Origin of the sequence: Sphingobacterium kitahiroshimense, assembly GCF_025961315.1 — a bacterium.
Lineage (GTDB): Bacteria > Bacteroidota > Bacteroidia > Sphingobacteriales > Sphingobacteriaceae > Sphingobacterium > Sphingobacterium anhuiense.
The window spans coordinates 5,494,443-5,517,968 of the sequence record NZ_JAOQNK010000001.1; the positions used below are offsets into that span (position 1 = coordinate 5,494,443).

The following is a 23,526-nucleotide window of genomic DNA, read 5'->3' on the forward strand; positions in this document are numbered from 1 at the left end:
TTATAAAATTAACTACATATGTTAACTTGGATTGATCAATTGATTTATGTTCTGTACTTCATTCTTGTGGGTGGATATGGATATTATATCTATAAGAAAAAGGAGACGTCTGGCTCTTTAAGTCATGATTTTTTCCTCGCAGAGGGATCATTAGCATGGTGGGCGATTGGAGCGTCCATCATTGCTTCTAATATATCTGCAGAACAGTTTATTGGGATGTCCGGCTCCGGATTTGCCTTGGGTATTGCAATTGCTTCTTACGAATGGATGGCAGCCCTAGGATTGATCATTGTCGCGATATTCTTCTTGCCCATTTATCTGAGGAACAAGATTTATACGATGCCTGAATTTCTGAGGAAGCGGTTTGATAATCGGGTGAGTATGATCATGGCTGTGTTTTGGGTACTGGTATATGTTTTTGTTAATCTCACTTCGATCCTATATTTGGGAGCTTTGGCAATACATGCAATTGCGGATGTTCCATTTGTGTGGTGTATCTGGATTTTGGCCATATTGGCTGGGTTTATTGCATTAGGCGGAATGAAAGTCATTGGTTATACGGATGTCGTACAGGTAGTCCTGTTAATTATCGGTGGCTTGACCACAACTTATATTGCGCTTAGTTTAGTTGCAGATGCTGAAGGATTGTCAGGGTGGTGGAATGGCTTGAAAGTATTGAAAGCAGAGGTGCCTTCTCATTTTCATCTTTTTATTGAAAAAGGACAATTGACTAAACCTGATGGTGGTGATGCTTACATGGATCTACCGGGGTGGTCGGTACTTATAGGTGGTATGTGGATTATGAATCTTTCTTATTGGGGTTGTAATCAGTATATAACGCAACGGGCATTAGGAGCTAAAAATCTAGCCACTGCGCAACAGGGTATGTTGTTTGCCGCATTTATGAAATTACTGATGCCTTTAATTGTCGTTTTACCAGGTATTGCTGCATTTTATCTATATCAGAGTGGGAATAATCCGCTATTTCAAAACGGAATGATGGACGGAGATATCGTTAAGCCTGATAAAGCGTATCCATTGCTGTTATCGATTTTGCCTACTGGATTTAAAGGAATGGCTTTTGCCGCATTGACGGCAGCTATTGTGGCTTCCTTGGCTGGCAAAGTGAATAGTATTGCGACAATTGTATCGCTGGATATTTATAAAAATACGCAAACCAAACCGATTGAAGAGTCTTTTTTAGTCAAATTGGGTAAAATCTCGGTTGTAGTTTCGCTATTTATTGGAGCTGCATTAGCACCATTATTAAGTAATCTGGATCAAGGGTTTCAATTTATTCAAGAATTTACGGGCTTTATAACACCTGGTGTACTGGCTATTTTCTTAATGGGTATTTTGACAAAATGGACAACTTCTAACGCCGCTATTGGTGGAGCGCTATCGACTTTCTTTTATTCGATTTTGTTTAAGAATGTATGGTTGGATCAGATGCCTTTTATGAATCGTATTCTTGTGGTTTTTGTCTTTACAGTGATCACGATGACGGTCATTAGTGTTTTTGATAAGAAAAGAAAAAATCAGCAGGCATTGATCTTGGAGAAGGAAATGTTTGTGGTGTCAGATTTATTTAAAGTGGTTAGTTTGTTAATTATAGGCGTGTTGACCGCTTTGTATATCGTTTTTTGGTAATCAATAATAATAGCAATAATAAAAAATATAAAATGGAGACAAATTTGCAAGTAGAGTGGAACAATGATAAGGAATTATTCGCGCTGATCCGCAGAGAATTATTTACAGCAGTCATTGGTGATATTATGGATAAGATGGGGATGTACCATCAGTTTTTACCACCCAATATCCGTTCCATTCGTGACGATATGTTTGTTGTGGGGAGAGCAATGACTGTATTGGAAGCCGATGTAAGTTCATTGGGAGAGTCAACATCTAAAAATCCGGTTCTAGCTAAAACTTTTGGGTATATGCTGGAAGCTTTGGATGATCTTAAAGAGGATGAAATCTATATTTGTAGTGGCTCGTCACCAAGTTATGCTTTGTGGGGTGAAATCATGAGCGCACGAGCAAAAATGCTGGGTGCTGCTGGTGCGATTGTAAATGGCTATTCTAGAGATACGAATGGTATCTTAGCACTAGATTTCCCTTGTTTCTCAATGGGTAATTATGCACAGGATCAAGCTCCTCGTGGCAAGGTGATTGATTGGAGAGTGCCAATATGCATCAACAATATTATGATTCAAGATGGAGATATTTTAATCGGAGATATTGATGGTGTTTGTTTAGTGCCGAAGGAGCATGAGGTTGAAGTTTTTACTCGGGCATTGGAAAAAGCTCGAAGTGAAAAAGTTGTTCTGAAAAAGGTTTTAGAGGGTATGGGTGCTAAGGAAGCTTTTGATACCTATGGTATCATGTAATAAGCTTTTTGTTACTCATCAAAGATCGATTTTTCTAAAATTATACATAAACCGAGCGTGTGAGCTCAAGATGTAATGTTATTCCGATGAATATAAAAAAGATTAACGCAGTAATGGTTGTACTGCTACTGGGGTTTGGACACTTGGGTCTAGCGCAGCAAAGTGCTAACATAAAAATACTTTCTCCTTTACCTGCGAAGGTGGAAGGTATCGATCAACCGCAGATCTCATTAAATGGAGTATGGTCCTTTCGGGTTGAAAATGGGAAACCTGCGACTATAAAAGTTCCTGGTGAATGGGAAATGCAAGGATATGAGGTTAAAGCGGGTGAAAAAGCGGTTTATGAAAAACAGATTTCTATTCCCGAATCTTGGAAAGGTAAACGTATTGCTCTAAAATTTGATGCTGTTAGTTCAAATGCTGTGGTGAAAATGAATGGGCAATATATAGGAGAACATGAAGGAGGTTTTGTTGCTTTTGAAATGGATGTTACGAAAGCAGTGAAGTCTGGTACTAACGTCTTGACTGTTGAGGTACGTGCCAATACGATCAGTGATATTCTTTCGTGTGTATCCCAGTACGCAGCGCATACGGTTGGCGGTATTTTGAGGAAAGTGACTTTATTTGCGCTTCCTGAGACTCATGTTGCTGATTTAGATGTGGAGGTTAAATTTGATCCTAAATATCAAGATGCTAAACTTCATTTGCAGGCACTTGTGGCTAATAACACATCCGGAAATCAAGATCTAGCTATTCAATATACGCTAAAAGATAAAAGTGGTAAGACTGTTTTTGAAAAGAAAACAGCTAAAAAATCGGCGACAGGAAATCAGACAATACCGTTTGATCTGGATATTCAGGTATCAAAGCCTAAGCATTGGACTGCTGAAAGTCCGTATTTGTATGAATTGACTACTTCATTGTTGAATGGAACTCAAGTGGTACAATCGAATGTACAAAAAGTTGGTTTCCGTGACATTAAGATTCGAGGTAATGAACTTTTGGTTAATGGTCGTCCGGTTAAGTTGAAAGGGGTAAACCGTCATGCTGTACATCCGTTAATGGGTAGAGCATCTGATCCAGTTTTGGATAGAAAAGATGTTGAAGTATTTTTAGCGGGTAATCTAAACTATATCCGTACTTCCCACTACCCACCTTCGGAAGAGTTTTTAAATGCGGCAGATGAACTGGGCTTGTATGTAGAAAGTGAATCGGCTCTAAACTGGATACAGCACCACGCTTCACCTATCTGGCGTCATTGGAATTATCAAGATCCGAAATTTTTGCCTACAATGCTACGTGCAAATATGGATAATGTCGTGAGCAATAGAAAGCATCCATCGATCATCTTCTGGTCATTGGGTAATGAGTCTAGGTGGAGTGATTTATGGGCTGAGGTAAACAAGACCGTAAAAGCGTTGGATAAAACCCGACCTACTGTATTTCATGATCAAACTTGGGGAAGTTTTAACAATGCTGGTAGTAAAGCTGATATTGCTAATTATCACTATCCCGGAATTAATGGTCCAGGGGCTACAGATACAATGAGCAGACCTACTTTGTTTGGTGAATACGCCCATTTATCGGATTATAATAGAAGAGAATTATTGACTGATCCAGGGGTAAGAGATGCATTTAATGCACCAATGGTTACTTATTTTGACTCGATGTATGTTCATAAAGGTAATTTAGGCGGAGCAATTTGGAGTGGTATTGATGATACTTTCCATATGCCGGATGGACGAATTGTAGGTTATGGACCTTGGGGACCAATTGATGGCTGGAGAAGAGAAAAACCAGAATATTTCGGGATGAAAAAAGCCTATTCTCCAGTGCGTATTTCTAATTTGAAAAGTAATTCCAATAATATCACCTTCGATGTTGAAAATCGTTATGATTTCCGTTCATTAAAAGATGTGGAAATAAAAGTGATGGTTGATGGTAAATTAATTCCGGTAACTTCTAATCTGCAAGCTCGTTCAGCAGGTAAACTTGTTGTCCCAAATGCTTCGGGTGTATTCAATAAGGTTGAAATTATTGTCAATGATGCTCGTGGTTTTGAGGTTGAACATGAGATTTTTGAAACGCCAAAAGCAGTAACAGTAAATGGAACACCTAAAGCGTTAGCTTTGAAACAGGATTCGGCATTTGTTTATATTACCCAAGGAGATGTTGTGTATACCATCAGCAAAACTTATGGATTAATGACTGCTGCTAGAACTTCTGGTGAACAAGTCCTTTCCAAAGGACCATCTGTGGCGATTATCGCTGCAAATGCTGAGGATGGTGGAAAACCAAATGTAGCAGGGGAGACGTATCAAAATAATATATACCCGATCAAGCATTATGAACAGTACACTTTGTTTGCTACACAGGTACAGGCTCGGGATGATAAAGATAGTATCGTTGTCGATTTGAATCTGACGTATCAACAAGGTACAGGTAAGCAACAGTTCATTTTTACAAAAGAAGGTCTGTTTAAAACAAACTATGAAATGAATTATCAGGCTGCTGAAGTTTCTGTTTATCAGTATGGTTTAATGTTAGAACTGCCTTTACACTATGATGAACTTAAATGGTCTAGAAAAGGAGATTTCTCTTATTATCCCGAAACGCACATAGGTAGAAATCATGGTGTAGCGAAGTTAAATGCGAACAACGTATATGAGGTTGAAGCGCATGGTGAGCCGGTTGCGAAAGCTTGGAAGGATGATGCAAATACGATGGGATCAAATGATTTTAGGTCTACAAAGGCTAGAGTGGTGACTGCTTCTTTAAAGACTGCTGATCGTAAACAGGTGAATCTATTAGCTACAGGCAAGCAAGCTTCCCGTACATGGAAACAGGATGAACATATTCAATGGTTAGTTGCTGATTATACAAACAGTGGTTCTGAGCCCTTTTATGGAAGTCCCTTTACAGATGGTCGGATTACGCTTAAAAAAGGTGATGTGATAAAAGGAAGTATGATCTTACAGATTGATTAATACGTAACTTTAAATAGAAAAATAGGCATAAACTTTCGTTTATAAAGTTTATGCCTTAATGAATAAATATGGATTCGTTTTAGAACCATTAAAAATTAAAACGAGTGTAACGAGCTTAAGATGTCGTTGAAAAAATAGACTCATAAATATATATTCTAATGAAAATAGTGGATGTAAAGGTCTGGTTGGTAGAGGGAGTAAAATACAACTGGACACTATTAAAAATTTATACGGATACAGGTCATACTGGTGTTGGGGAAGCAACAAATTGGCCAGGAAGTCCTTTGGTGTTTGAAGCAGCAAAACATGTAGGTCAGCGTATAATCGGTTTAGATCCGATGCGGACTGACTTTATATGGACAAAGCTTTACCGTGATCTCAATTGGGTTGGTCCCTATGGTGCTAGTATGTGTGCCATCAGTGGAATAGATATGGCGCTCCTGGATTTAAAAGCTAAAGTGTTAGGTGTGCCTTGTTACGAATTGTTGGGAGGCGCTTTCCGTAAAGATATTTTGCTTTATGCTAACTACTGGTTTACTGGTGGTGGACATAATGGAGAAGATTATGCCGCACAAGCGCTTAAAGTAAAAGAAGCTGGTTTTACAGGTCTTAAATTTGATCCATTTGCACATACTAATTATTTATATGGAGAAGATCTTGCTCCTAATTTAACCTTGACTTCGGAGCAACAGGATTTAGCTTTTAATGTGAGTAAAGCTGTTCGTGATGCCGTTGGTCCTGATTTTGATATTATGATCGAGACACATGCAATGTTGAATTATCGGGTTGCTGTGAAAATGGCACAACGCTTATCAGCATTAGATATTACCTGGTATGAAGAACCTGCAGGTCCGGAAAGCGCAGATACTTTACGAGCTATGCGTGAACGGATTCCTTCAAATGTATCGATTTGTGTCGGGGAACGTCACTATACAAGACATGGTATCCGACCTGTTTTGGAAAAAAATATCTGTGATATTATGATGCCCGATATTACCCGTTGTGGAGGACCATCCGAAATGAAGCGTATGGCAACGATGATGGAGGCCTATAATGTTTTATTAGCGCCACACAATCCAAATGGACCTTTGTCGACATTGGCAAGCGCACATGTATGTGCTTCTGTGCCTAACTTCTTTAGACAGGAATTTATGTTTAACGATGTTGCTTGGAGAGATACTGTTATCGATCATCCAATTGCGGATATGGTTCAAAATGGTGTACTTTCATTAAGTGACAGACCTGGATTAGGAGTGGATCTTGTAGAAGAGGAAATGGAAAAACATCCAGGAATATTAGAACCAAGACCTGGATTTTACGTTTAATAGTTACGATGGCATTATCAATTGATTTAAAAGGGAAGACTGTATTAGTCACGGGAGGGATATCTGGTATTGGACTTGGTACTTCTATCCGATTTGCTCAAGCCGGAGCTCGCGTTATTGTATGCGCAGAGCAACCTGCTGATGGAGTGCAGGTACAATACTATCGACAACAGATGAAGGCCTATACTGATGATGCAATTTATTATCAGGTGGATTTAACCCAGGCTATGGAGATTCAACTGTTCGCAGATGAGTTGCTTCAAATTTATGGAAAACTTGATGTAATCGTTTCTAATGCAGGAATGAATGTATTTGATACTGTTGAAAACTGTGATCAGGAAAAATGGGATCTCAATCAACATCTTAATCTTGAATCACACTGGCAGGTGGGAAAAAAAATGAAACCATTACTAGATCAAGCTGATCAAGGTGTTTTTATTATCATGACATCTAATCATGCTTATTCTTCTATGAAAGGTTGTTTTCCATACAATGTAGCTAAAGCAGGGTTATTGGCTATGGTGAAGGCCATGGCCATTGAATGGGCTCCTCATATTCGTACTGTAGGTATTGCTCCGGGGTTTATTGATACACCTGGAAATCAAAAATGGTTTGATTCTTTCGATGATGCAGAGAAGGCAAGAGCTTCTACTGTTGCGCTTCATCCTGTGAAACGTTTAGGAACCCCTGAGGAAATCGGTGCTTGGTGTGTGTTTTTATCGAGCGATTATGCAGCGTTTGCGAATGGAACGACCTACCTTATTGATGGTGGCAGAAGTGCTTTGATGCAAGACTAAGGGAACGGTTGGAATGCATAAGATTATACATCTTTATGATATTTTAGTATATGGTAAAGGATTGGATAAGATGGTAGTTTTACTCATCTGATCCAATCCTTTTACGTTTAATCGGATTTAAGATAACACCATCTAAGTGATAAACTGAGTTTAGTAAACTCAAACATAATTATATTCTAATGAAAAATGCACAATTATTGGTCAAATTAACCTGTCAATTAGGAGAAAGTATTTTATGGGATAAGCGTAATGCTAGTATCTACTGGGTTGACATCTTAGGTAAACAAATTTATAAACATAAGTTTGGTGGTGAACAGACGAGTATCTGGAATTTGGATGACTATGTCAGTAAAATTGTATTGAATGATCGTCACGGTTTTATCTTAGGCATGCAGGGGATGTTGGCATCTTGGGAAGAAGCTACAAATATAGTAAAACCTATTATTGATATTCCACACGAGAATGGTCAGATCCGAACAAACGATGGTGGTCTGGATCCGGACGGTAATTTTTGGATCGGAACAATGCATATGGATGCCATTTCTGGGCGTGGAAAGTTATATTGTTATAAAGATCAAAAACTGCATGTCATGCTTGATGCGGTCTCTATACCTAATGGAATTGTATGGAGCGGGAAATTACCCTATACTTATTTTATTGATACTTTTACGAATGAAATACGTCGGTATGATTTTACAAAAGATACTAATGAAACTGCTCATTATGATGTGTTGGTTAAAATTCCATCGGAATACGGTTCTCCGGATGGTATGTGTATAGGTCCTGATGGAAACTTGTGGGTTGCCCATTGGGGAGGGTACGGCGTATACTGTTGGGATATAAATACAGGCAAGCTTTTAGATAGAATATCTGTTGATGCACCCCATGTTACTTCTTGTGTTTTTGGCGGACCTAATAATCAGGATTTGTTTATTTCAACGGCAAAAGTAGGACTAGACGAACAGCAACTTTTGAAATACCCTAATAGTGGTTCGGTGTTCCATTATAAAATTTCATAATAAAAAATGAATGCGACTTCTCATACTCTATGAAAGTGTGATAAGTTGTATTTCGTTTTATCAATCAATGCTTATTGATTGATTTGCTCGGTCGGTATGTAATATTGCTGACGATAAATTTTGGGAGTGATACCCATTTCTTTGTTGAAACTTCTTGAAAAATGATAAGGATCAAAATACCCTAACTTAAAAGCGATTTCTTTTATTTTATAGGATGAATATTTTAGATATTGACATGCTTGTTCGAGTCGGATTCGATTATAATAGGTCATTGGTGAGCTATTCATCTTTTCTGTAAAAAGACTTGTTAGATGGGAAGACGAGTAACCTATCAGGGTAGATAATTCCTGAAGTGTTAACTTTTTTTCTAAATTTTCTTTCATAATTGCAGTGCACTTATTCATGATATTTTCGCTATTCAGACGACTATTACGAAGATATTGCTCTTGATACTTTAAGGATGCTAAGAAGTAAAGAAGTGTAAAACTAATATAATCCAATGTCTCTGCATGATAACCAAATTTCAAATTTTCATAAATATTATGAAAAAGATCCAGGCTGTGTTTTTTACTCTGTGGACCTGTATTTTTTAATGCAAGTGGTTTACCTTTTAAGGATTGAACTAATCCACTATCTTCTCCTTTGAAATGTAACCAATAGATGCTCCATGGATTGCTATCTCTACTTCCGTAGCTATGTGCCTCGCCTGCAGGTATAAGGTAATAGGTATCCGCTGATAAATGTACTGTTCTATTTTCATGTGTTACCCATCCCATACCCTCCGAACAATAGATGAGAATATGTTCGTTGCATCCCTGATCTCTGTTTCTAAGATGATACCTAGCTTCAGGATAATAGCCAATATGGGTAATAAATAGATTTTTTTTAGCTGGTAGCAGTTTCTGCATTTGTAGAATATCCAATGGTAATGCTATCGCTTCTTCGCCTTTAAATCCTTCAGAAATAGAAATTTTTTTAGTCATAATTAGTCGGATTGTTTTCGATGGTTATAACATGTCTTTACAATTTAAACTAGAGGTACAAGCTATTTTATGAATAATTTTCAAATCTTCAATATGCAATTTTGAAGCGCTTAAATCTATATTTTCATCATAATAGGGGCCCTAGTTATAAAGGTGTATTTATTAGGGATTATTGTTACCTTTGGTAATATGCTTATAATCGTTTTGCTTTACCAAAGATAATGTTGGTTTAACATGAATAGATAGCGTAAATTTTCATTTACATGGATTATTTTCTTTTATAAATTTGAAATGAAGAAATTTGAAAATAAAAAAGATGGCTTTGATGGCGAGGTGTGCGTTGTCGTTCCCCCAATTGTTGTTAAACAGAATAGTTTGGAAAAAATTTCTGGTAATTTTTACATTACAGATATTGGTTATTTTCCAAAAGCAAGGTTTCATTATCGCCAACGAGAAGAAGGATGTATGCAACATATTCTGATCCATTGCGTGGATGGGAGAGGAGAAGTTTCTATTTGCAACGACTTATACCATATCCAGGCGAATGAATATATTTTAATTCCGGCCAATACTGCACATACCTACCAAGCGGATCATAATAATCCATGGACAATTTACTGGATACATTTTAATGGTAGAAATGCCGGAGATATTGTGGATGGTATATATAAGAATGTTTTGCTTAACAAAAATTCATTTGTCTTTGGAGAAGAAATGAAATCTATTTTTGAGAAGATGTACACATTACTTTTAAAAGGATATGGTCGTGAGATTATGGAATGTCTAACGATGACTTTACCTTATTTTTTAAGTGGATATCTTCATCGTGAGATTTCTAGTAATTGGCAACTGGAGAATAAAGGGGATATTATAAATAGCTCCATCTTATACCTTAAAACTAATTTTAGCACAAAAATTAGTTTAAAAGATATTGCTGCTAATAGTAATCTTTCTGTTTCACATTTTTCAAAGCTCTTTAAAATGCGTACTGGTTATTCTCCGATTGAATATCTAAATCACCTTAAAGTACAGAAAGCCTGTTATATGTTGCAGTTTTCGGATAGCAGGATATCGGAGATTTCATTCGATCTCGGTTTTGAGGATCAATATTATTTTTCAAGACTTTTTAAAGATCATATGGGTGTATCGCCTTCTCACTATCGTAACAGTGTTAAATTGGATGAGAATATAATCCATTAATTCACACGAATTATACATCCTTAAGTTTGTATCTCTTTCTAATTTAGTCATTCTAAAACCAAGTTTATGAATGCTAGAGAAAGTAAGGTATTATTATATAGTTTGATTGCCTCTTTAGGAGGCCTGCTGTTTGGCTTTGATATTGCCATCTTTTCGGGGACTATACCTTTTATTGTGCCACATTTTAACCTTGAACCTGATCAGTTGGGCTGGGTGGCAAGTTGTTTGTACGTTGGTTGTATCTTTGGGGCTATGGCCTTTGGAAGAATCGCACAGCGATTAGGAAGAAAGCCTTCTTTAATTCTAGTATCCCTCATTTTTATTGTATCATCTATTTTCATGGGAATAGCCAATACCATTGATAGTATTATCTTTTGGCGTATTGTGGCGGGGTTTAGTGTCGGCGGAGCTTCTATTCTGTCACCACTTTATATTGCGGAAATAAGTCCGCAGAAGATCCGGGGTAAAATGGTTTCCTTAAATCAGATGGCTATTGTAATTGGAATTTTGTTGGCATATCTGTCCAATTATTTTCTTTCAGGAATAGAAGGGAATTGGCGATGGATGTTTATAAGTGGTGCAATTCCTGCAACCGCTTTTTTGATCGCATCATTTTTCTTTCCGGAGAGTCCAAAATGGCTGATTTATAAGGGTAGACTTGCCGAAGGTAAACGTATTCTTGAAAATACCGTAGATGAGAAGGAATTGGTTAATGAGCTGGAATATTTACAGAGTCAAAATACGAAGGGAAAAGATTCTATCGGCGCGATCTATCGCTCCATCTTTCAAAAGCCACATTCTTTTTTGTTACTGATAGCTATCGTAATCGCTGTTTTTCAGCAAATATCGGGCGCTAATGCGGTCTTGTTTTATGCACCAATTATTTTTGAAAAAGTTGGTATGAACGTTGAAAATCAATTGTTAATACAGATTTTGATTGGTTCGGTCAATCTGTTGTTCACATTGGTTGCTATTCGAACAGTCGATAAAGTTGGACGAAAAAAACTGATGATGATAGGTGCAGGTACCATGGCAATTTTATTGCTCTTGATCGGGCTTTCTTTCCAAGGTGATTTCATTCCTCAAAAATTTGTAAGTGTACTTGTTCTTCTTTTTATAGGAACATATGCGGCGACATTGGCACCGGTTACCTGGGTTATTATTGCTGAAATTTTTCCATTAAGAATAAGAGAACAGGCCATGTCCATTGCTTCTGCCTTTTTGTGGGTTGCATGTTTCGGAATTACTTATGCTTTTCCAGTCATGATTGCCACATTGACCACATTTCAGACATTTACCATATTTGGTGGTTTATGTGCGATCTATTTCTTATTCCTGTGGCTTTATGTGCCAGAAACTAAAAATAATCGGGTCTAACATCATTGAGATGTTTTAATTGGTGAAAATTTAAACTCCATGAGTTGAAAATGTATTTAGCCTTCAGACGCTAAAGAATTATATAAATTTTAATAAACAAAGCACACATTATTTTAATGAACGAAGTAAAAGATAAAGTCGTCATCGTCACGGGGGCAGGGAAAGGTATTGGAGAGGGTATTGCAACATACTTCGCTGCATGTGGTGCTAAAGTCGTCATCGCTACCATTAACAATCAGGAAGGTGAAGATCTACAAAAAAAACTGACTGATAAAGGTTATCAGGCTTATGCTGTACAAACTGATGTTTGTTCTGAAGAGAGTGTGATCAATATGATTGCAAAGACAGAACAATTTTTTGGATCGATCGATATATTGGTCAACAATGCGGGTATTACGTTGTTTAAATCAATTTTGGAGGCTACAATAGAGGACTGGGATCGTGTTATTAATACGGATTTGAGAGGTGTATTTTTGTGTACTAAGTATGTTGCCCAGAGTATGATAAAGCACGCTAGCCATGGATCAATTATTAACATATCTTCTAATCATGCTTTCAGAACTTTGCCCGATACAGAAATGTATGCAGCAGCTAAAGGCGGGGTCAATGCCATGACAAGAAGTATGGCGTTAAGTCTCGGGAAATATGGAATCAGGGTTAACTGTGTATGTCCAGGGTTTACGGATACATACCACTATCAAAACTGGTTGGCTGATAAGGATAATCCATCACAAGTCGAGGCTGATGTTGTGAAATTGCATGCAACTGGTAAAATTTCGACACCATTAGATATTGCTCATATGGTTGCGTTTTTAGCTGGTGAAGCAAGTTCTAATATAACAGGTGGTGAATTTATGGTTGATGGAGGATTGACTGCTGGTCTTTATCATGCGGATAAATTTTAAGGTATGAAAATAATTGCATATGAGCTTTTTAAAGTACCGCCGAGATGGTTGTTCTTAAAAATTGTCACTGACGAAGGTATAATTGGTTGGGGTGAACCTGTTTTAGAAGGTAAGGCAGATACTGTAAGTGCCGCAGTGCGTGAGCTTATGGATACACTTATCGGTAAAAATCCGATGGATATTGAAGACCACTGGAATATGATGTATCGAGGTGGGTTTTACCGTGGGGGACCTATTCTCATGAGTGCAATAGCAGGCATAGATCAAGCACTTTGGGATATTAAAGGTAAATTTTTTAATGCACCAATTTATGAATTACTTGGAGGGAAATGCCGTACCGAGATTGAAGTTTACTCATGGGTAGGTGGCGACGAACCAAAGGTTATTTTGGAGGAAATTCAAAAGGTGGTTGATCTCGGTTTTCGAACGATAAAAATAAATGGCACCAATAGAATGCGGTATCTAGATTCTTTTGGTGAAATCGATGCGCTTTTAGAGCGGATGGCTTTGATAAGAGCGCACTTTGGCAATCAGATCAATGTCGGAATTGATTTTCATGGTCGGGTACACAAACCTATGGCTAAGATATTGGTTAAAAAATTGGAAGAGTACAATCCTATATTTATTGAAGAGCCACTGCTTTCTGAAAATATGGAAGGTATCGAGCAGTTGGCAAAATTGACTCATATTCCTATTGCATTGGGAGAGCGCTTATTTTCACGCTGGGATTTTAAGAAAGTATTGGAGAGTCGCGCTGTTGATATTATTCAACCAGATCTTTCTCATGCTGGAGGCATTACGGAATGTCGGAAAATTGCTTCCATGGCTGAGGCTTATGATGTAGCAATAGCTCCTCATTGTCCTCTTGGACCAATAGCACTTGCGGCGTGTTTGCAATTGGATGCTGTTGCTCATAATGCCGCGATTCAGGAGCAGAGTCTGGGCATTCATTATAACTCTTCAAATGATCTACTGGACTACATTACCAATAGTGAAGTTTTTTCTTATGAAAAGGGGATGGTGAAGATTCCAGATGGCCCTGGTTTGGGTATTACCGTTGATGAAGATTATGTTAAAAAGATGAGCTTGATTGGTCATGACTGGCATAATCCCATATGGAGAAATGAAGACGGTTCAATAGCTGAATGGTAGTTTACTAAGATTAAGATAATGAGTTTTGAAATTAAATTGAAAAATAAGGAAGTGGTGATCGGACCATTTTCTAAGACCTCGGATGCGGGGATGATCGAAGCGATGGGATATGCGGGTTTTGATTTTATAATCATTGATTTGGAACATGGTCCTAATGATGTTTTAAATGCACAAAATTTGGTTCGAGCGGCTGAGATCTCAAATACTTTTCCAATTATTAGAGTTGCAGAAAATGGCCCAACGGAAATTGGAAAAGCGCTCGATATTGGTGCTAAGGGGGTGCAAGTTCCACAGATTACGAATGCTTCTGAGGCACAGCAGGCCGTTCAGTATGCTAAATTTGCACCTTTAGGAATGCGTGGGGTTTGCCGTTTTGTACGTGCTGCCGCGTATTCCAATACAGACCGATTTGAGTACTTTAAATCGGCAAATGATAACTATTTGATTTTACAACTGGAAGGGGCTGAGGCTATTCAAAATGTGGATGAAATTATTGAAGTGGAAGGTGTTGATGTAATTTTTATAGGTCCCTATGATCTATCGCAGGCTTTGGGTGTGAGCGGTCAGATCAACCATCCTTTGGTACTGGAAAAGATGCAAGTTATTATTGATAAATGTCGGACAAAGGGATTAGCAACCGGTGTATTTACGGATAACTTGAAAGATGCTAAATCTTGGATACAATTAGGTGTCAATTATATTTCTTATTCGGTAGATGTAGGTATTATTCAAGAAGCTTCGAAAGCGATTTTACAAGAGCTGACAAGCATGAAGGGATAGCTATATGAATCTCCTTTACCATGAGCTACGTGCTACAGTAAAGGAGATTCGTTTTTTATTTAAAGATTTATTGTATGGGTTCATCGACGTAAATAATTTGTTCTACTGCTGTTCCCAAGATACCTACTCCTCCGGTGATATTTCCTTTGTTCAAAAGAACTTCCTCTTCTGAATTGCCCTGTTTGATATTGGTGTAATTATAATAGTATTGATAAAATGTTGGATCTACGCCTTGCAAAATGCCTTTATATTAAAAAAATACCAAGGTCTGCTGACATGAGTCTTGGTGTTGTTTATGTGGCATTGAGAATTCCAATTAGGCTTAGTTTTTAGGATAGGCAAAAATTCACTACTTTAATTTGTTATTAGGAGGTAGGATAGTTTACTTAATGATCAATATTGTTTTAGAATCAGGTCTTGGATTGATATATCTTGCAGTTATAAGTTTTTTAAATTATAATCTTCTTAAAAATGCAAATTGTGAAAAATTGGTCAGTATTCATTTTAATGATATTTTTTGCTTCTCATGTGGTTGCCCAAAACTTTATGGCAGGTGGCCGACAGCATTTACCACCTAAACCTACTCGGGTAGAAGGTATAGCTAGTCCCGTGAAAAGTCTGGATGGCGAATGGGAAATTAATCTTACCCCATCTGCTACGTCAATTTCTGATAAGACTGCTTCAGCCAACTGGAATAAAATTATGGTGCCAGGTGAGGCCATGATGCAAGGGTTTAAAATAAAGCATGACACCGCCTTTGTATACCGTAAAAAAATAAACATCACCGAAAATACTAAAGGTAAACGTCATGCTGTGCGTTTCAACGGTGTATTTAATCATGCAAAGGTTTATTTTAATGGGAACCTCGTACGTGAGCATTTTGGTGGGTTTACCGCGTGGGATGTGGATATAACGAAGTTTATCAAACCTGGTCAGGACAACTGGTTGCATGTGGAAGTCACGGATCGTGCGGATGATATTTCTTATGCCTCTGGTTATGCACATCATACTATAGGCGGGATCACGCGAAAAGTTGATTACGTTATCTTACCAGAAAGTCCTGTTCAATATTTATACGCTAAATCATGGCTTACTAATAATTATACGGATGGAACATTAAGTATACAGATGGAGTTACCTCAAAGTAAAGACTTAACGGCACATTATGAGTTAATTGATCCTTCTGGAAAAAAAGTTTGGGCAAAACCGAGATCTTTAAAAGCTATCGGTGATATCTGGAAAGACAGTATTGCTGTCCCAAAAGTAAGTTCTTGGACAGCGGAGTCTCCTTTTTTATATAAAATGATTTTAAGTGTCATAAAAAATGGTAAGATCCAACAAACGATCGAACAGTTGGTTGGTTTTCGGAGTATCGAAATTAATAAAGACAATGAAATGTTGGTGAACGGCAAAACTGTAAAGCTACGGGGGGCTTGTCGACACGATATGCATCCTACACTTGGGCGTAGTACCAATCGGGCACAGGATAGTGTGGATGCTGTACTGACCAAAGAATCGAATATGAATTTTATCCGTACTTCACATTATCCTCCAACTGAAGACTTTCTTGAGTTCTGTGATCGATATGGCATCTATGTACAGGAAGAAACTGCGGTTTGTTTTGTGTTGGATTGGCGAGTGGTACCTTACAATAAATTTGAGACACAGAGTGATTCAGCTTATACGGATCGTTACCTTAGTCAGTTAAGTGAGATGATAGATCGGGACAGAAACCATGCTTCTATTGTGATGTGGTCTATCGGGAATGAAAGTAATTGGGGTACTAATTTTCAAAAATCGTATGAGTTTGTAAAATCTGTGGATAAGAGCAGATCCGTTTCTTGGTCTTTCCCTGCTACTGCTTTGGATCAAGGGAAAAGAAATTTTGACATTCTGGTATCGCACTACCCGGCATATAATGGTAAATATAGCGATCTAGGCAAGTACGAGAAAAACATGAAAGGGGATTTGCCGATTATTGGCGATGAGTGGGTACATGTGAACTGTTATAATACCGATTTGAGCACTTATGATCCTAATGTGAGGGATTTTTGGGGAGTGAGTATGGACTCTACCTGGACCTATCGTTTTGATGTGAAAGGCTATCTTGGCGGTGCTATCTGGGGAATGATTGATGAAACTTTTACAATGAAAGATGGTATGACGGGTTACGGTCCTTGGGGAATTGTTGATGTGTGGAGAAGGAAGAAAACAGAATTCTGGAATACTAAAAAAGCATACTCACCTATAAGAGTGCTGGTAGACGATGTTAAAAAAACAACAACTAATATCATTTTACCAATTCATAATCGCTATGATCATACTAATTTGCAAAGTATCAAAGCAACAGCTTTCATTAATGGTAAAGAAGTTGCTATTGCTATGCCAGACGTGGCGCCCCATGCTAAAGGTCAAATGATTGTTCCGATCTCGACTTCTACTTCATCCGTAAAGATTCAGTTTAAAGACAAAACAGGTGTATTGATTGATGAAGAGTTGATCATTATGGAGGGTGAACATAAAGCCCCTGCAATCGTATCAACAGGTGTCTGGACAGTGGCTGATGAAAGTGGTCAGTTCACACTAAAATCTGGCGATTTTACTTTTAAAATCAATAAGAAAACAGGAGCTATTGATCAGGGATCCGTAAAGGATGTAGCTGTAATTACAGGAAATCCGCTTCTAGTGGTGAATAGACCTAAAGATGCTGGTGTACTCAAAAATACAGATGCCATATTATCGGGTGATTATCGTGTTGCTAACTTTAGTTTTGATCAATTGAATAAAAAGGTATTTGTAATCCGTAGCAAAGGTGAAGTGGATAAGTATCCGGTTGAGATGGTTACCTCTTTATATCCTAACGGGCAAATTAAAATATCATACAGCGCGGACAGTATTCCTGCCTATACCTGGGATATAGGGGTAGGTGTGCCTGTAGCTTCTGATCTGGATAAAATAAGCTGGGATCGCAAGGGTTATTGGACAACTTATCCTGAGGAACATATGTCAGCTTTAAAGGGCACGGCTAAAAAAGTGTATAACAGCACTGAATCTTTTGGTATCAAACCAAATTTTGAAGTATCTCATTCGATGTCGGACTATTTTCTTACTAAAAAAGATCCTGCGGTATTGTACAAAGCTGAAATGTCAGCATCGGGAATTTATCGAGCTAAGAAAGAAAATATTTATAGTTATACCGTGTTAGGAGATAGGGGTGCATTAAATGTAATTAGTGATGGTAAGCAAGCTGCAAAAATGAATGTTAATAAAGATGGTGGCCAGCAATTGCTCGTGAGTGATAAATGGGATTATTGGACGATTAGTTGGGGTAATTATCAAGGTACTCGCAATAAAACCAAGAAATATTCAGGAACAGTGTTTTTACAGTTGAAGTAAAAAATTAAAATATAAGGTGTCTTTTTAGTTAACTTATATTTATTGGATTTAAATAATTAGAGGTTGGCTAGAAAAATCATGATAATTACTGACTTGGTTTATGGTCTTTGCCAGTACTATTATAAATCTTCAGCTCCTTTAAATGAGTAGAGAATGGGGTTTTATGATAATGAAGAAAGCACAGCTGCAATTGTAACTGTGCTTTCTTCATATTTAAGGAATTAGTAGGGGAGATATAGATATCTAATTACTCCAAGGTTTTAATACCCTGGATTCTGTTGATCTTTCATGTTTGGAGCATTGTCTATATCTTTTTGAGGGAAAGGCATCAAATAGTCTTTCTCTTTTCTGAATATTCTCTTTTCAATTGATCCTTTGGTTTGTCCACCATTTAATACGATTGATTTATTTAGTATCTCCTCGGCAATTTTCCATCTTCGAATATCTGAATAGTAAAGACCTTCACCAGCAAATTCAATTCTTCTTTCATGTCTGATTCGTTCACGCATCTGTTCTTTAGAGAGACCAGATGGAATAGCAGGCATATTGACCGTAGGCCTAGCTCGTACTTGATTGATCGCTGTGTATACATCATTGGTTGGACCCGAAATTTCATTGAGTGCTTCTGCATACATCAGTAGAACATCTGCGTACCTAATCACAATTCCATTAATTTGTGAAAGACCGGTTCCACCTATTGCATTGCTAAGGTTTGTATTATTATCGTATACAGTGTATTTTTTATAACTATAACCTGTATATACTCCAGGCCAACCATCAGCTGTTACAGGATAAGGAACGGAGTTGTAAAGTACTCCTTTTCTGAAAATCGTCTGATCAAGTCTTGGATCTCTATTATTGTTAGGATCTTTGGGATCAGCAATTGGATTGGTAGTTGTGTATTTACTCCCATCTTTCATTTCGTATTCATCTATCAGATCTTGTGTAGGTTCTATTGAACTCCATCCTGGCGAATTTGTTGGAGCATATATACCTAAATAAATGTCCCAGCTCGTTGGAAATCTTGGTTGCAAAAATTGGATGTCAAAGATTACTTCGCTGTTATTCTCATTTGCTTCTAAAAATAGGCTACGATAATTCGGAAATAAAGTGTAACCCATTTTCATAACTTGAGATGCTGATTGAGCCGATTTTCCCCACTTTTCTTGGTAAAGGTAAATACGAGTCAGAAGACCATATGCGGAACCTTTTGTGACACGACCTTTTTCACTAGCTTCATTTGGAAGCATCTCTGTTGCTGCCGTTAAATCTTTTTCAATCTGTGCATACACTTCTTCTTTTGTGCTTTTTTTTGCATTCATCTGCTCAAGATTAGGGTTGTCCAAAATCATAACAACTCCCCCCCAATAATTAACAAGAATGGAGTAATAATAAGCTCTTAAAAAATATGCTTCTCCTTTCATCGTAGCTTTTCGACCTTCGTCCATTTGAACTTTATCGATATTTGCTAGAAAGTTGTTTGTTGCCGAGATACCTCCGTAAGCACCATTATACATATTTCCCATCCCTCCTAGATCATTGGGTGTCTGTGCACTCAGAGAGATATTTTTCCATCCTTCCCATGGATAATTGCTATATGCGTTAGGAGTTAGTACATCTAGATAGGGCAATACTTCTGTCGTGACATCCCAAAGTGCAGAATAACAACCAATGTTTGCAGCTTTAGCATCTTCTTCTGTTTTCCAAAAGACTTCTGGTGAAATGGAATCCTGCGGGAGTTTGTTTAGGAAATCTTTTTGGCACGACGTTGTTAGAATAGCTAAAGCAGCTATACTCATTGAGATATATTTTTTAGTGTTCATGATAAGCTTTTTTTAGATTAAAATTTTAGATTTATACCTCCTGTAATCATCCTAACATTTGGATATTGTGCAGGAGACATATTTGCTAAGTCTCGTTCGGGATCAAGCCCTTCAAACTTGGTGAACGTGAAAACATTCTGTGCATCAATATACACTCTAATCCCGCCCATTTTGAGTTTAGAAAGTAGACTGCTAGGCAACGAATAACCTAATTGTATATTCTTAACTCTTAAAAACGAGGCGTCTTGAAGCCAAAAGCTGTTATCTGCATAATTTTGACTGTTGGATGCACTATATTGTACTAATCTTGGTAGTTTTGCATTGGGATTTTCTGGTGTCCATGTATTGCCAGCTTCCCATCTTTTTGATACTCCTGCACCATTTAGGAAAGGAAAATATAATTCACTACCAACATATGATTCAACATCTGCAACACCTTGTAAATTAATGCGCAGATCTACTCCTTTATAACTCACGTTAATATTAGCCCCATACGTCCAGGTTGGTATTGGTTTGCCGACAACTTGTCGGTCATGAGCATCGATGATACCATCAGGTTTTCCCTCAGGACCACTGAAATCTTCAAATTTAATATCACCAGGTTTAGTAGGGACAGCATTTTGCTTCGGGCTGGAATCTACTTCTTCCTGCGATTGGAATATACCTAAAGACTTCCACATATAGAATGCATTAATAGCTTCTCCTTGTAATAATGCGTTTCGTCCGATTTGTGGATCAGGTATGTAGTCTATCTTATTTTTTACATGGGTCAGATTAAAGCCAGCATTAATATCCACTTCTCCAATTTTATGAGTATAGTTAGAAGATAATTCCCATCCCTTGTTGCTTACAGTTGCTAAATTTCTGAAAGGGGCATTTCGTATTCCTATGAAATTTGGAAGTTGGATCTGACGTAAAATACCCTCGCGTTTATCCTCAAAGTAGTCAAATGTCACATTCAATTTTCTTTTTAATAAAGTGGCATCAAATCCAATATTTGTTTTTGTACCAACCTCCCATTTAATATTTTCATCAACGATGGACATCTGTGCAATTCCTGTTGCGATATTGTCACTTAAGGGATAAAATCTAGCAAAAGCAAGTGTTGGAATATACGCATACAAATCTCGTTGGTCATTGAACCCCATACGATCATTGCCAGATTTACCCCATGAGGCGCGAATCTTTAATTCGTCAATCAATGTCTGATTTTTCATGAAATCTTCTTGTGTAATTCTCCATCCGGCAGATATAGATGGAAAGAATCCCCATCTGTTTTCTGGAGAGAATCGTGAAGAACCATCGTATCGTGCAATACCTTCAAGTAAGTATTTCTCTTTATATGCATAATTAAAGCGCCCTATATAGGAGCGAAGTGCCCAACCATATGTCGTTCCATTTGTTAGTGGTGTAGTAAGCCCGGCATTTATTTCAGTTAATGTATTGTTGACGAATCCCATTATCGATCCCGATAAAGTCCGGTATTCTTCTTCCTCTTGACTGTATATTCCCGCTATCGTAAAATCATGATTTTCTGCAATGATTTTGTTGTAAGTCAAACTACTAAAAAGTGTTTTATATAGAGTCTTATCCCAGTTATTGCTCGCATTAGGGCCTGAGGCATTCATTGTTGAAGTGACAGTTAATGTTTTTGGGTTATAGACAAGAGTTTTGGGAACAAAAGTCTGATTATCATTTGTTGAATAATTTACCCCTCCTGTAATATTAAACTTTAATCCATCAAGTATTTTATAATTTAAAAATACATTGGTATTAAAGTTTCCATATGCACTGTGGTTCTTTCCTTCATTAACCATAGCGAGTGGATTTCGGAATTGAGCATTGACTGAATTAACCCATGTAGAAGCATATTCACCATTTGAGGTGTAGGTTCCATAGTAAGGAAGTGTACGATAGAGTTCCGTAAATAAATTACCTGAACCATTAAAGGATTCTTTTCTGTTTTGGTAACGAATACCAGATCGTAAACCTACATCTAATTTATCATTGACTTTAGTATCTACGTTGGCTCTGAGATTGTAGAGTTTTGCATTTCCATTTTGCACAATTCCATCCTGATTGGTATAACCCAGTGATAAGTTAAATTGGGTATTTCCTTCCCCGCCAGATATACCTAATTGATTGGTCTGAATGCTAGCATTACGCATGATCAGATCTAACCAATCTGTGTTGGGATAAATATTGGGGTCTTTACCATTTTGGTATTCGTTAATCGTTTCTTTACTAAAAAATGTTGGACTTCCTTGATTTATAAGTGCCTGATTATATAAGTTCATATAATCTACCGAATTTGTAATCATCTCAGGAAGTTTAGTTGCAGTCTGTTTTCCAAAAGATGTAGTGAAATCGATTTTAACTCTGCCTTTAGCACCTTTCTTCGTTTGTACAAGTATAACTCCATTAGCAGCTCGAGAACCATAAATAGCAGCAGAAGCATCCTTAAGAACTGAAATAGACTCAATATCATTTGCATTTACTGCTCCCAGTGATCCTACTATACCATCAATGATAACCAGTGCATCACTTGTTCCTATAGTACCGATTCCTCTTACTCGGATGCTAGCGCCATCACGACCCGGTTGTCCAGACTGTTGGTTTACCCATACACCTGGTACCTGTCCAGAAAGTGCTTGGGTTGCATTTGTAATGGGTCTGTTGGATATTGCATCAGATTTCATTACACTGACGGCACCAGTTAATGTAGCTTTCTTTTGTGTACCGAATCCAACTACTACAGTTTCCTCCAGCATATTAACCTCCGTGTCGAGTGTAATAGTAAGGTTAGCAGGGTTTGTACCGATAGGAACTTCTTTTGAAATATAACCGACATATGTGATAACCAATGTTTGATTGGTTGTAGCATTCAGGTTGAAATTACCTTCTGAATCGGTTTTAGTTCCAATTGACGTTCCTTTTACTTTTATGGTTACTCCAACTAAAGGTTTGCCTGATTCATCAGTAACTTTTCCTTTTATTTGTTGGTTTTGAGAGGTTTGCTGTGCATTTATTAGCGCATAATGTAATGAGCTTGCTTTTGCTATCGGGACAGTCCCAAACAAAAGCACAAATGCAGTCATGCTTCCCGTAATGTTAACGTTTAGCTTTCTTTTCATAGGTTTAATTTTAGTTTATTGTTTTGAGGATATTGTTTACAATCGTTTGTTTAAATAAGCAATGATATTATATGAAAATTACCTACGTAATATCATCCACATTTCTGTTTAGTGTCAAAATTTATTGATCGTGATAGTCGTGATTTATATTGAACTGTAAAACTAGTATGAGAAAAAAAGAATAACCAAAACTTTTCTGACATGTATTAAAACTATTTTAACTTAATTATGGGATATGGTAAAACTTGCCAATCGCAT

Annotated in this window: 16 protein-coding genes; 12 read left to right on the forward strand and 4 right to left on the reverse strand. The window is 37.5% G+C overall.

Annotation, left to right across the window (positions count from 1 at the left end):
* The first annotated feature begins 18 nt into the window (after positions 1-18).
* The 6 genes from M2265_RS23510 (at position 19) to M2265_RS23535 (ending at position 8,518) form a co-directional block, all read left to right on the forward strand.
* Positions 19-1,650 carry a sodium:solute symporter family transporter gene (locus tag M2265_RS23510; protein WP_132770216.1) on the forward strand — a complete coding sequence of 544 codons (1,632 nt, stop codon included), beginning with the start codon at positions 19-21 and terminating at the stop codon, positions 1,648-1,650.
* 32 nt (positions 1,651-1,682) lie between these two features.
* Positions 1,683-2,390: an RraA family protein gene (locus tag M2265_RS23515; RefSeq protein ID WP_132770214.1), complete on the forward strand. Its 708-nt coding sequence runs from the start codon at positions 1,683-1,685 to the stop codon at positions 2,388-2,390.
* An 86-nt stretch (positions 2,391-2,476) separates the two neighbouring features.
* Positions 2,477-5,377, forward strand: coding sequence for a glycoside hydrolase family 2 protein (locus M2265_RS23520; protein WP_132770212.1), 2,901 nt, complete (start codon positions 2,477-2,479; stop codon positions 5,375-5,377).
* A gap of 158 nt (positions 5,378-5,535) precedes the next feature.
* The gene (locus tag M2265_RS23525; RefSeq protein ID WP_132770210.1) at positions 5,536-6,702 is read left to right on the forward strand and encodes a mandelate racemase/muconate lactonizing enzyme family protein; all 1,167 of its coding nucleotides are present in this window, start codon (positions 5,536-5,538) and stop codon (positions 6,700-6,702) included.
* A gap of 8 nt (positions 6,703-6,710) precedes the next feature.
* On the forward strand, positions 6,711-7,499 hold the full coding sequence (locus M2265_RS23530; RefSeq protein ID WP_132770208.1) for an SDR family NAD(P)-dependent oxidoreductase: 789 nt from the start codon (positions 6,711-6,713) through the stop codon (positions 7,497-7,499).
* Between the two features lie 179 nt (positions 7,500-7,678).
* On the forward strand, positions 7,679-8,518 hold the full coding sequence (locus tag M2265_RS23535; RefSeq protein ID WP_132770206.1) for an SMP-30/gluconolactonase/LRE family protein: 840 nt from the start codon (positions 7,679-7,681) through the stop codon (positions 8,516-8,518).
* Between the two features lie 71 nt (positions 8,519-8,589).
* On the opposite strand, the gene M2265_RS23540 is transcribed toward M2265_RS23535, so the two are convergent.
* Positions 8,590-9,501, reverse strand: a complete 912-nt coding sequence (locus M2265_RS23540) for an AraC family transcriptional regulator (protein ID WP_132770204.1) — start codon at positions 9,499-9,501, stop codon at positions 8,590-8,592.
* A 291-nt stretch (positions 9,502-9,792) separates the two neighbouring features.
* Between M2265_RS23540 and M2265_RS23545 the strand changes: the two genes are divergently transcribed.
* From M2265_RS23545 to M2265_RS23565, 5 genes are all read left to right on the forward strand, one after another.
* The gene (locus M2265_RS23545; protein WP_132770202.1) at positions 9,793-10,701 is read left to right on the forward strand and encodes an AraC family transcriptional regulator; all 909 of its coding nucleotides are present in this window, start codon (positions 9,793-9,795) and stop codon (positions 10,699-10,701) included.
* Between the two features lie 66 nt (positions 10,702-10,767).
* Entirely contained in the window at positions 10,768-12,078 is a 1,311-nt protein-coding gene (locus tag M2265_RS23550; protein WP_132770200.1) for a sugar porter family MFS transporter, read from the forward strand.
* A gap of 116 nt (positions 12,079-12,194) precedes the next feature.
* Positions 12,195-12,983 (forward strand): SDR family NAD(P)-dependent oxidoreductase, encoded by a 789-nt coding sequence (locus M2265_RS23555; RefSeq protein ID WP_132770198.1) that lies wholly within the window; start codon positions 12,195-12,197, stop codon positions 12,981-12,983.
* A gap of 3 nt (positions 12,984-12,986) precedes the next feature.
* On the forward strand, positions 12,987-14,135 hold the full coding sequence (gene dgoD, locus M2265_RS23560; RefSeq protein ID WP_132770196.1) for a galactonate dehydratase: 1,149 nt from the start codon (positions 12,987-12,989) through the stop codon (positions 14,133-14,135).
* Positions 14,136-14,153: 18 nt separating this feature from the next.
* Entirely contained in the window at positions 14,154-14,915 is a 762-nt protein-coding gene (locus M2265_RS23565; RefSeq protein WP_132770194.1) for an HpcH/HpaI aldolase family protein, read from the forward strand.
* A 67-nt stretch (positions 14,916-14,982) separates the two neighbouring features.
* Here the strand turns inward: M2265_RS23565 and M2265_RS23570 are convergent, their stop codons facing one another.
* The gene (locus M2265_RS23570) at positions 14,983-15,153 is read right to left on the reverse strand and encodes a hypothetical protein (RefSeq protein WP_165905891.1); all 171 of its coding nucleotides are present in this window, start codon (positions 15,151-15,153) and stop codon (positions 14,983-14,985) included.
* Between the two features lie 242 nt (positions 15,154-15,395).
* Between M2265_RS23570 and M2265_RS23575 the strand changes: the two genes are divergently transcribed.
* Positions 15,396-18,311: a glycoside hydrolase family 2 TIM barrel-domain containing protein gene (locus M2265_RS23575; protein ID WP_207902425.1), complete on the forward strand. Its 2,916-nt coding sequence runs from the start codon at positions 15,396-15,398 to the stop codon at positions 18,309-18,311.
* A 260-nt stretch (positions 18,312-18,571) separates the two neighbouring features.
* On the opposite strand, the gene M2265_RS23580 is transcribed toward M2265_RS23575, so the two are convergent.
* Together M2265_RS23580 and M2265_RS23585 are read right to left on the reverse strand one after the other, a co-directional pair.
* Positions 18,572-20,134: a RagB/SusD family nutrient uptake outer membrane protein gene (locus M2265_RS23580; protein ID WP_132770190.1), complete on the reverse strand. Its 1,563-nt coding sequence runs from the start codon at positions 20,132-20,134 to the stop codon at positions 18,572-18,574.
* A 17-nt stretch (positions 20,135-20,151) separates the two neighbouring features.
* Positions 20,152-23,268 (reverse strand): SusC/RagA family TonB-linked outer membrane protein, encoded by a 3,117-nt coding sequence (locus tag M2265_RS23585; RefSeq protein ID WP_132770188.1) that lies wholly within the window; start codon positions 23,266-23,268, stop codon positions 20,152-20,154.
* Positions 23,269-23,526: the final 258 nt, after the last annotated feature.